The following is a 10,940-nucleotide window of genomic DNA, read 5'->3' as shown; positions in this document are numbered from 1 at the left end:
CGGGCCCGGAGTCGTGGGGGGGGTGATGGTGGCGTCGGAGGAGAAGTAGAGCTCCACGTCGGTGGAGTCACTCTGGGTGCCCTGGTTGCACACCGTCACGGAGGCAGTGAACTGCTGGCCGGACATGACACTGGCGGGTCCGCTCACCGACTGGATGATGAAGTCGGCCTTGTTGCCCACGCCCATGCGCGTGCCGGCGAGGGCGTTGTTGTCCTCGATGAGCTCGGGGCGGGAGTTGCTCGGGTCGGCGGCAGCGCCGAGGTACCAGGCTCCGTTGGAAGGCACCCAGGCGGAGGTGGACATGGAGAGCGTCTGGCATTGGCCCGGATTGAGGAAGCTGGTGGGCATACGGCCCAGGGGCTGATCCGTGGTCGGGCCCGGAGTCGTGGGGGGGGTGATGATTGCATCGGAGGAGAAGTAGAGCTCCACGTCGGTGGAGTCACCCTGGGTGCCCTGGTTGCAGACCGTGACGGAGGCGGTGAACTGCTGGCCGGGCGTGGCACTGGCGGGTCCGCTCACGGACTTGATGATGAAGTCGGGCCCCATGGATGCGGCCTGCCGCAGCGCTCGTCGCTCCAGGGCCCCTTCATCCGCGGACTTTCCGCACGCCCCCAGCGACAACAACACCACGGCCCCTATGACTCGGGTCCCCCAGACTGCTGCTGTCATGGCTCGTACTCTCGCGTTTCAGCCTGTCCGGCATGGTTTTTCGGAATACCTGCCTGGCAAGAATCGCAGGTTTTTCACGGAGAGTCAATTAATGAGGGTGTACTGTTACAGCTCGATGACAACAGCGATGGGCCCGGTGGGTTGGTTGGAGATGCGGGGGGGATGGCCTGAAGCCGGTGAGGATGGGGCTCGTCGAGCAGCTCCTCGATGTCTGCACCGTGACGTCCGGCGCCTCGGGGAGGAGCTGGTTCAGGAAGATCTCCGAGTGCTCGCGCCCGTAGGTCCCATCCACGATCCAGAGGTGCGCGACGATCGCGAGCCGCTTGTCATTGGCGGCACGGAAGAAACGGCGGAGCTTCTCGACGTGCTCCGGCTTCTTCACGTCCCGCGGCCGGGTCCTTTGGGTGAAGTCTTCATGTGAACACCTTCGTGGATTGACGAACGGGTGCGTCAATCTCGGTCGGCCCGAGCACGGATGCCGACCCAAGGTCTTCACGCTATCGAGAAGTTGATACCAGCCCCGTGGAGGGACGCGCCCGTGTGGAGTAGCCGTCACCCCTACGCGCCAGCACCCATGGTCGGGCGCGACGTCTCGGGCGCCGCCGGCATGCGGGCACGTCCGCGCTTCGCCGTGAGCGGCGCCTCGACGGCATGGTGGAACACCACCGCCGCCCCGATGCTCAGCAGCCAGGCCCCCACCATGCCTCCGAGCGCGGCGCCTTGCGACCCCGGCCACTGCCTCGATACGGCGGCGTTGACGACGAGGCACACCGGGAAGTGCGTGAGGAAGAGGCTGAACGAGATGCGCCCCAGGTAGGCGATGAGCGGGCTGCGCGGCCAGCGCTCCAGCAGCCCCGTCCTCCACGCGCCGTAGATGAGGAGTGCCGTGGCCGTCGCCACGAGCAGGCGCGGACGCCAGTCATGCACGCTCGACGCGACGACAAGCGCCGCGTACGTCCAGAACAGCGCTCGAGGCAGCCGTCCCGCGAGCGTCCATTGCAGCACCATGCCGAGGAAGTAGCTGCCGAAGAAGTAGATGCCCCAGCAGTCCAGGCTCGAGTGGCGGTTGAAGCCAAACAGTGACGCCAGCGCGAGCGGCCAGAACAGCCCCTGCGCCGCGGTGAAGCCGCTCACGGGCTTCCACCTCCCGAGCGCGCGGGCCAGCTTCGGCGCGAGCGCGAGAATCAGGAACGTGAGCAGGAAGAGCTGGAAGTCGATGGCCAGGTACCAGATGCCGGCGGTGAGGGCCTCGTACTCCAGGATGTCGTGCAGGAAGAAGACGTGCGCGAGCACCTGGGGCAGCTGGGGGGGCGCGGAGATGGACTCGTGGTCCATCCACCCGCGCGCCACGGCGTTCGCCGCGATGGCCACCCCGAGCACCACCAGATAGGGCAGCCCGGAGCGCCGGTAGCGGTGCCACGCCGCCGCTCCGAGCGCCCGCACCCGGGGCGCCTCCTCACGCGAGGCCGCACGGGCCGTGAGCAGTCCACCGAGGACGAAGAACACCTGCACGGCCATCCGCCCGTATTCGTAGAGCGCGTCGATCAACCCGGGCGCGAGCGGATAGGCCACGTCGGACAGCGGGCCGTAGAAGGCCAGGTGGTGCCAGACGATGAGGTGCGAGGCGACAGCCCGTAGCAGCTCGAGGAACGGCAGCCGCGACGGGCTCGGGGTTTCAGTGGAAGGGGACACGGCGGACGGGGGGAGGGGAGTCGTTGCTCAGCCAACCGCGGACCGCGGGCGGCGGACCTCGGGGGTGCTCTCCGGGCGGGGGACGTTGAGCTCGGTGGGGGCGGGGGTCTCGGTGGTGATGAACCGCTCGATGAAGGCGAGCGAGGACTCGACCTGGTCCACCTGGATGAGTACCAGGTCTCCGGGCCGCACCTGACGCAGGCACATCTCGATGGCGCGCTGTTCACCCCGGGCCTCGACCACCTCCTTCAGGCGGCTGCCCCGGGCGAAGCCCTCGCGCAGCAGCGCGAGCACCGCGCCGTCCTCGCGTCCACGGTTGCACGCGTCCTCGAACACCACGGCCCGGTCGAACGCGTTCGCGATGATCTCCGCCTGGCGGATGATGTCGACGTCACGCCGGTCTCCGGCCGCCGTGAAGACCGCGGCGCGGCGCGAGTGCGGCATGCTTCCGAAAGCCTCGATGAGCGCCAGGAGCGCGTCCGGATTGTGCCCGTAGTCCATGATGAGCGTGGCCCCGGCGTAGGAGCGCACGGTGAAGCGTCCCGGCGTCTGGTCCGAGGTGCCGCTGAACGTGGCGAGCGCCGCGCGCACCACCTGCGGGGACAGGCCCAGCGACCACGCGGCGGCCACCGTGGCCAGCACGTTCTCCACCTGGAAGCCGACCCGGCCGTTGTGCGTGAGCGGGACGTCCTCGAGCTCCACCAGGCGCTCGCGGTGCGAGCCCTCGGCCAGGAACAGGGCCCCGTCCTGCGCGAAGACGCCACGGCCACCCCGGGCCAGGTGCGCGGCCAGTACCGGCTGCGCCGCCTCGCGGGCGAAGAAGATGACCTTGCCCGTGCACCGCTCGGCCATGGCGGCCGTCAGGGGATCGGCGGCGTTGAGCACGGCGCTGCCGGCCGGGGACACGTTCTCCACCAGCGTGCCCTTCACCGCGGCGAGCTGCTCCACCGTGTCGATGCCGTTCATCCCGAGGTGATCGCCCTCACCGATGTTGGTGACGATGGCCACGTCACACCGGTCGAAGCCGAGCCCCTCGCGCAGGATGCCGCCGCGCGCCGTCTCCAGCACCGCGGCCTCCACCATGGGGTTGAGCAGCACGGCCTTCGCGCTCTTGGGCCCGCTGCAGTCGCCCGTGTCGATGCGGCGGCCGTCGATGTAGATGCCGTCCGTGCACGTCATGCCCACGCGCTTGCCGGACGTCTTCAGGAGGTGCGCCATGAGGCGCGTCGTCGTCGTCTTCCCGTTGTTGCCCGTGACGGCGACCAGCGGGATGCGGCCCTCGTCACCGTCCGCGTAGAGCGTGGCGACGATGGCCTCGCCCACCGGTTGGGGCCTGCCCTCGGAGGGCTGCAGGTGCATGCGCAGGCCAGGGGCCGCGTTCACCTCGACGATGACGCCGTTCTGCTCCTCCAGCGGACGGCCGATGTCTCGGCAGACGACGTCCACGCCCGCGATGTCCAGGCCCACCACGCGCGCGGCCTCCACCATGCGCGCGGCCACCTCGGGGTGCACCTGCGCGGTGACGTCCGTGGCCGTGCCGCCCGTGCTCAGGTTCGCGTTGCGGCGCAGCACCACCAGCGTGCCGAGCGGCGGCACCGAGGCCGGCGTGTAGCCCTGCTCGGCCAGCACCGCGAGGCCAATCGCGTCGAGCCGCAGCTTGCTCAGCGAGGTGGCGTGGTCCTCGCCCCGGCGTGGATCCAGGTTCGCCTCGGCGACGAGCTGCTCGATGGAGCGGACCCCATCTCCCGTCACGCGCGGGGGGTGGCGCACGGCGGCCGCGACGACGCGCGAGCCCACCACCAGCAGCCGGTAGTCATCGCCCGGCGCGAACTTCTCCACGAGGATGGACGAGCCCTCCTCGCGAGCGGCGGCATAGGCCGCGAGCACCTGCTCCCGCGTGGACAGGTTCACGGCCACGCCGCGTCCCTGGTTGCCGTACTGCGGCTTCACCACCACGGGCAGGCCGATCTCGCAGGCCACCGTCCAAGCCTCCTCGGCGCTCTCCACGGGCTGGCCCTCGGGGACGGGGACGCCCACCGAGCGCAGGAGCGTCTTCGTCAGCTCCTTGTCCTGCGCAATGGACTCGCCGATGGCGCTGGTGCGGTCCGTCTCCGCCGCGAGGATGCGCCGCTGGCGCGAGCCCCAGCCGAACTGCACGAGGCTGCCCTCGTTGAGCCGGCGGATGGGGATGCCCCGGTCCTTCGCCGCCTGGACGATGGAGCCGGTGCTGGGCCCCAGCCGGATGTTCTGGTCCAGCTTGCGCAGCTTCTCCACGGCCGCCGCCACATCGAACGTGGCGCCGGAGACCGCGGCGGTGAGCAACTGGCGCGCGGCCTCGAGCGCGTCGCGGCCCACCTGCTCCTCGCGGTACTCGGCCACCACCTTGAAGGTGCCGGGCTCGCGCAGGGAGGCCGTGCGGCCGAAGGCCACTGGCGAGCCCGCCATCGTCTGGAGCGTCAGGACGACGCGGCCCAGCACGTGCGCCAGCGAGTCCACCGGCGCGGGCGGACCGAACACCCGCGAGCTGCCCTCCACGGGCGCCGCGGACAGGTCCAGCGACGGCAGCCACTCGCGCAGCCGGGTCTCGAGGCCCGGCTGCTCCGCCACCGGGCGGCTCAGCTCACCCTCCAGGGCGACCACTGCTTCCAGGGCCGTGCATCTGCCCCAGATGTGGGGGCCGCGCAGTGCTCGAACGGTACGAATCTCCATGGGTGACTCCCTCATATGCCTTTCAGACCGCCCGGGACTGGCCCTCGGCCGCGCGGATCAACGCCCGCGCGAGCTCGACGGTGGGCTCGGTGCCCCTGTCCTCCGTCTGGAGGACGACCAGTTCTCCGGCGCGAGCCAGACGCATGGCCGTCTCCACGGCCAGGCGGTGTTCAAGAATCTCGATGATGTCGGTGACACGGCCGCCAGCGGACAGGCCCTGGCGCAACAGCGCGGTGAGCTCGCCTTGTGCGCGGTCGTCGGCCGAGCCGTCCTCGTAGACGATGACGCGGTCGAACGCCCGCGCGAGCCGCTCGCCTTGCAGGACGATGTCCTCGTCCCGGCGCGCCGCTCCCGCGGAGTACACGATGGTGCGGTGCTTCTGCGGGAAGTTCCCGAGCGCGTCCACGAGCGCCGACAGCGCCGACGTGTTGTGGCAGTCGTCGACCACCACGGTGGCGCCGCGGTGTTCGAGGACGTTGAAGCGTCCCGGAGCATCCGTCGTGTCACCGCGGAACGTGGCCAGCCCGGTGCGCAGCGCCTCGGCATCCAGCCCGAGCGCCCACCCGGCGGCCACGGCGGCCAGCGCGTTCTCCACCTGGAAGGGGGCGCGCCCACCCGCGGCCATCGGCAGCTCGGCCACCGGCGCGAGGCGTGTCTCCTGGGAGCCCTCGGCCAGCGTGAGCCAACCGTCGCGGACATAGGCCGCGCGCTTGCCCTGCTCGCGGTGCGCGGCGAGCACGGGCTGCTCCGGGTCCAGCGCGAAGAAGATGACGGCGCCCTCGCTCAGCTTCGCCATGTCCGCCACCAGCGGGTCATCCGCCTTGAGGACGCTGGCGCCCGTGGGGAGCACCACGTCCACCGGGCAGCGCTTGACGGTGTACATGTCGTCCGGCGTCTGCACGCTGTTGCGCCCGAGGTGGTCCGCCTCGCCGATGTTGGTGACGACGGCGACGTCGCACTTGTCGAAGCCGAGGCCCTCGCGAAGGATGCCGCCGCGCCCGGCCTCGAGCACCGCCGCCTCCACCTCGGGATGCAGCAGCACCTTGCGCGCGCTGCGAGGCCCGCCACAGTCGCCGCGCTCGATGAGGCGCGCGCCCACCCAGATGCCGTCCGAGCAGCTCATGCCCACCCGGCGTCCCGAGGAGCGCAGCAGGTGCGCCACCAGCCGCGTCACCGTCGTCTTCCCATTGGTGCCCGTGACGCAGGCGATGGGGATGCGGCCGTTCTCCCCCTCGGGGAAGAGGCTGGCGATGATGGCCTCGCCCACGGGCCGCGGCTTGCCCACGCCCGGCATCAGGTGCGCGTGCAGGCCCGGGCTGGCGTTGACCTCGACGATGACGCCGCCCTGCTCCTCCAGCGGGCGCGAGATGTCCTGCGCGACGACATCCACCCCGGCGATGTCCAGCCCCACCATGCGCGCGGCGAGCACGACGTGCGCGGCGGTGCTCGGGTGCACCTCGTCGGTGACGTCGATGCGCAGGTTGCCGTTGCGCTGGATGAGGACGGTGGCGCCCTCGGGCGGAACCGAGTCCGGCCCACAGCCCTGGTTCTCCAGCAGCAGCCTCGTGGGCGAGTCGAATTCGATTCTGGCCAGCGGGGACGAGTGGCTCTCTCCCCGGCGCGGATCCGAGTTGAGCTGCGCCTCGACGAGCTGGCGCACGGTGCTCCGGCCATCGCCGGTGACGAAGGCGGCGTCGCCCCGGGCGGCGGCCACCAGCTTGTCGCCCACCACCAGCAGGCGGTGCTCGCTGCCGGGTGCGAAGCGCTCCACCATGACGCCGCTGCCCTCGGGCACGGCCTTCTCGAAGGCCGTCTCCACCTGCTCCCGGGTGAAGAGGTTGGTGAACACGCCGCGGCCATGGTTGGCGTCGCGAGGCTTCACCACCACGGGCACGCCAATGTCCCCGGCGGCGTCCCACGCCTCGGCGGCGTTCTGCACCACCTGGCCCTCGGGCACGGGCACGCCCGCGGCGCGCAGCAGCTGCTTCGTCAGCTCCTTGTCCTGGGCAATGGACTCGGCGATGGCGCTGGTGCCGTCGGTCTCGGCCGTCCAGATGCGGTGCTGCTTCACGCCATACCCGAGCTGCACCAGGCTGCCCGCGTTGAGCCGGCGCGTGGGGATGCCGCGCGCCTCCGCCGCCGCGACGATGGCGGACGTGCTCGGCCCCAGGCACACGCTCTCCACCACGTCGCGCAGCTTCGCCACCTCGGCCCGCACGTCGAAGGGCTTGTCCTGCATCGCCGCGAGCACCAGCTCTCGCGCCGTGTACAGGGCCGCGCGAGCCACCTGCTCCTCGCGGTAGCGCACCACGACGCGGTAGACGCCTTCCTCGCTCGTCTCGCGCGCCTTGCCGAAGCCCACCGGCGTGCCCGCCAGACTCTGCAGCTCCAACGTGATGTGCTCGAGGATGTGCGCCGGATAGGTGCCGGTGCGCAGCCGCTGGAGGAACCCGCCGCGCTCTCCAATGCTGCAGCGGTGCTCCATGAGGCTCGGCAGCCAGGCCATCAGCCTGTCGGTGAAGCCGGGCACACTGTCCGAGGGCGTGTCCTTGAGGCTCCCCAGGTCCACCCAGGCCTCGAGCACCGGCTTGCGCGACCAGATGTTCGGCCCGCGCAGCGTACGGATACGGCGGATGACCAGGAGATTGTTGGTTACGCTACAATCTTGCACGCGCTTCTTGCATGCAAGAAGCGGAGCACTACGGGGAGCCCCTCGGGTGCGGCATGGGAGCAGCTCTTTTGGACGGAATCACGGAAGCAAGCCGCCGAGCCATCGAAGCGCGTCTGGAGCCCGGCGAGTCGCTCATCGCGCTCCTGGCCACGGACCTCGACGAGCGTCTGCATTTTCGCGAGAGCGTGCTCGCGCTCACCAATCGCCGACTCCTCACTACCGGTGCGAGCGGCGCCGAGGGCGAGCCGCGCGCCTGGCCCCTGGAGCGCATCGTCTCGCTGAAGACGCGTGACCGCGGAGGTCTCGGCGCACTCGAAGCGCTGAGCGAGTCGGAGCGGTTGGGGCAGTGGTTCTACACGGTCGGGCGCGCGCGCCCGGCGGTGGAGCTCGTGCAGGCTTTCGAAGCCCTGCGTTCGGGTGCACCCGTGGTGCGGCCCGAGTCCAGCGAGGACTCCGAGATTCCCGAGGCCGAGCCGCACGAAGCCGCGGCCCATGTCGGCTCGTTGTTGAGACTGCAAAGGTTCGCGCGGAGGCACCTCGGAGCGCTCTTCCTGGGCGTCGTGCTGACGATGGCGACGACGGCGGCGGGGCTCGTGCCGCCGTACCTCACCTGGCCGCTTGTGGACGAAATCCTCGCCCCCTATCAGAGCCGTGTGGAGGAAATCCGCAGCGACGCTCGCCTGTCGAGCGAGCAGCGAAGCGAGGCACTGCAACGGGTGCGCGAGGAAGCGCGAGGCCCGTTCGGCCGGGTTCCCACGTACCTGCTGGCGATGGCGGTGGCGGCGCTGGCCGCGTGGGCGCTGGGGTGGGCGCAGGGCTGGGTGTTGGCGCGGCTGAGCGAGCGCATCAGCGCGGATCTGCGTAACACCACGTACCAACACCTGCAGAAGCTCTCGCTGGACTTCTTCAGCGCCAAGCGCACGGGAGACCTGGTCTCTCGCATCAGCAGCGACACGGACCGGCTGTGTTCCTTCCTGTCCGACAGCCTGACGGACTTCGTCACGGACGTGCTGATGATCGTCAGCACCGGGGCGATGCTCTTCTATATGGATCCGGTGTTGGCGGCGGCGACGCTCGGCACGTTTCCGGCGGTGGCGTGGCTCACGTACTACCTGCGCGAGCGGCTCTCGCACGGCTTCCTCCACGGCAGCCGCGCGTGGGGCGAGATGACGAGCATCCTCGCGGACACGATTCCCGGCATCCGCGTGGTGAAGGCCTTCGCGCAGGAGCAGCGCGAGGCGGACCGGTTCCGCGCGGCCAATGACGCCATCATCGCGGCGAACGACCGCGTCAACCGCGTGTGGACGTTCTTCTGGCCGATGGTGATGCTCTTCAACCAGGTGGGGCTGCTGGTGGCGTGGGCGTTCGGCGCGTGGCGCGTCCATGATCAGCGGATGACGGTGGGCGTGCTCACCGCGTTCCTCGCGTACATCGCGCGCTTCTACTCGCGCCTGGAGTCCATGACGCGCATGGCGGGTGGCACCCAGCGGGCCGCCGCGGCGGCGCAGCGGATTTTCGAGATCCTCGACCGCGCTCCGAGCGTGCCCGAGCCCGCGCGTCCCATCCACCCGGGACGTCTGCGCGGTGACATCGAGCTGCGCGACGTGCACTTCCGCTACGGGGCGCGGCAGGTGATGGAGGGGGTGTCGCTGTCCATCCGTGCCGGGGAGATGATCGGCCTGGTGGGCACGACGGGCGCGGGCAAGAGCACGCTCGTCAACCTCGTGTGCCGCTTCTACGACGTGAGCGAGGGCTCCCTCCTCGTGGATGGCACGGACCTCCGCGCCTTTCCGGTGTCCGAGTACCGGCGCAACATCGGCATCGTGTTGCAGGATCCCTTCCTGTTCTACGGGACCCTCGCGGACAACATCGCCTACGGGCGGCCGGACGCGACGCGCGAGGAGATCATCGCGGCGGCCCGGGCGGCCCGCGCCCACGACTTCATCCTCCAGCTCCCCGACGGCTACGACTCCATCGTCGGCGAGCGGGGCCAGACGCTCTCGGGCGGCGAGCGCCAGCGCATCTCCATCGCGCGCGCCATCCTCATCGACCCGCGCATCCTCATCCTCGACGAGGCGACCTCGGCGGTGGACACACAGACGGAGCGGCAGATTCAAGAGGCGCTCGACAACCTGGTGCGCGGCCGGACGACGATCGCCATCGCGCACCGGCTGAGCACGCTGCGCAAGGCGGACCGCATCGTCGTGCTGGAGCACGGGCGCATCATCGAGTCCGGCAACCACGAGGAGCTGCTGGCCGTGGAGGGGGCGTACGCGAAGCTGTGCCGGGCGCAGATGAGCCCGGTCCGCGAGGTCATCGCCGAGGACGCGGCCGGCGAACTGAAACTCACGGGGACCTGAGCGAGCGATGCGAGACACGAGCAACGAAGGGCCCGTCGTGCGCCGGGGAGACAGCGAGATGCGGGAGGAAACCACGAAGCAGGCCATGGCGGAGTCCCCGGAGGTGGCCGCGCGGGTGACGTACCTGCCCCCGGAGGGCGTGAAGCCGCCCGGACTGAGCCAGGACGCGCGGGGCGGGCTGAGCCTCATGCTGCCCTCGGGGGAGGTCTTCACCGACGTCGTCCCCGTGCGGTGCTTTCCCTTCTCCGAGGCGGACGGGTGGATTTCCTTCTGCGACGAGCGGGGCAGGGAGGTCTTCTGCCTGGCCGACCCGGGCCTGCTGCCCCCGAAGGCGCGGGCGCTGCTGGACGCGGAGCTCGCGCGGCGCGAGTTCGTTCCGGTCATCCGGCGGATTCACGGTGTCTCCGCGGGCGCGGAGCCGACGACGTGGCACGTGGAGACGGACCGCGGCGAGACGCGCTTCCTCCTGCCGAGCGAGGACAACATCCGCCGTCTGGGGCCCTCGGGCGCCGTCCTCACCGACACCCACGGCGTGCGCTACCGGGTGGCGGACCTGAAGGCGCTGGACGCGCACAGCCGCAAGATCCTCCAGCGCTACCTCTAAGCCCCCGGACATAGATGTTGATCACCTTCTTCGATTGAGCCGGCGGCGGTAGCGGCGGAAGGCTCGCCGTACCGCCGTCATCAACTCTGGGAGGGTGGCGTAGCTGCGCTCAGGCAGTTCGTAGCTCTTGATGACGCCAAAGACCGCCTCCACCTCGTTGAGTTCAGGTGCATAGGCGGGCAGGAAGAAAAGCGACAGCCCCAGGCGATTGAGCAAGGGCCTTGCCCGCTGCACT

General features: G+C 70.3%; 7 protein-coding genes. 2 read left to right on the top strand and 5 right to left on the bottom strand.

Annotated features, from left to right (window positions below):
• The 4 genes from ACJ8AN_RS00035 to cphA (ACJ8AN_RS00020) all read right to left on the bottom strand — a co-directional run.
• Nucleotides 1-669 (bottom strand): CARDB domain-containing protein (locus ACJ8AN_RS00035; protein ID WP_407753094.1); only part of this gene is annotated, 669 nt, incomplete at its 3' end.
• A gap of 558 nt (nt 670-1,227) precedes the next feature.
• Nucleotides 1,228-2,361, bottom strand: coding sequence for an acyltransferase family protein (locus ACJ8AN_RS00030; protein ID WP_407753093.1), 1,134 nt, complete (start codon nt 2,359-2,361; stop codon nt 1,228-1,230).
• Nucleotides 2,362-2,388: 27 nt separating this feature from the next.
• On the bottom strand, nt 2,389-5,070 hold the full coding sequence (gene cphA / locus ACJ8AN_RS00025; RefSeq protein WP_407753092.1) for a cyanophycin synthetase: 2,682 nt from the start codon (nt 5,068-5,070) through the stop codon (nt 2,389-2,391).
• Between the two features lie 22 nt (nt 5,071-5,092).
• Nucleotides 5,093-7,741 carry a cyanophycin synthetase gene (gene cphA / locus ACJ8AN_RS00020; protein WP_407753091.1) on the bottom strand — a complete coding sequence of 883 codons (2,649 nt, stop codon included), beginning with the start codon at nt 7,739-7,741 and terminating at the stop codon, nt 5,093-5,095.
• A 53-nt stretch (nt 7,742-7,794) separates the two neighbouring features.
• Here cphA (ACJ8AN_RS00020) and ACJ8AN_RS00015 point away from each other — a divergent pair, with 53 nt between their 5' ends.
• Both ACJ8AN_RS00015 and ACJ8AN_RS00010 read left to right on the top strand, forming a co-directional pair.
• The gene (locus ACJ8AN_RS00015; RefSeq protein ID WP_407753090.1) at nt 7,795-10,101 is read left to right on the top strand and encodes an ABC transporter ATP-binding protein; all 2,307 of its coding nucleotides are present in this window, start codon (nt 7,795-7,797) and stop codon (nt 10,099-10,101) included.
• Nucleotides 10,102-10,159: 58 nt separating this feature from the next.
• Nucleotides 10,160-10,705 carry a DUF1854 domain-containing protein gene (locus tag ACJ8AN_RS00010; protein ID WP_407753089.1) on the top strand — a complete coding sequence of 182 codons (546 nt, stop codon included), beginning with the start codon at nt 10,160-10,162 and terminating at the stop codon, nt 10,703-10,705.
• 21 nt (nt 10,706-10,726) lie between these two features.
• Here ACJ8AN_RS00010 and ACJ8AN_RS00005 read toward each other — a convergent pair.
• Nucleotides 10,727-10,940, bottom strand: a 214-nt coding sequence (locus ACJ8AN_RS00005) for a transposase (RefSeq protein ID WP_407753088.1), incomplete at its 5' end; no start/stop codon positions are given.

It is taken from the genome of Archangium sp. (assembly GCF_045802675.1).
Classification (GTDB): domain Bacteria; phylum Myxococcota; class Myxococcia; order Myxococcales; family Myxococcaceae; genus Archangium.
Note: the sequence above shows the minus strand (reverse complement) of the source record. Positions and strands in the feature narration are given on the sequence as shown.

Bases quoted from the DNA above. Each gene is read 5' to 3' on its own strand.
- cphA (WP_407753092.1), bottom strand. From the start codon at position 5,070: ATGGAGATTCGTACCGTTCGAGCACTGCGCGGCCCCCACATCTGGGGC.
- ACJ8AN_RS00010 (WP_407753089.1), top strand. From the start codon at position 10,160: ATGCGGGAGGAAACCACGAAGCAGGCCATGGCGGAGTCCCCGGAGGTG.
- ACJ8AN_RS00015 (WP_407753090.1), top strand. From the start codon at position 7,795: ATGGGAGCAGCTCTTTTGGACGGAATCACGGAAGCAAGCCGCCGAGCC.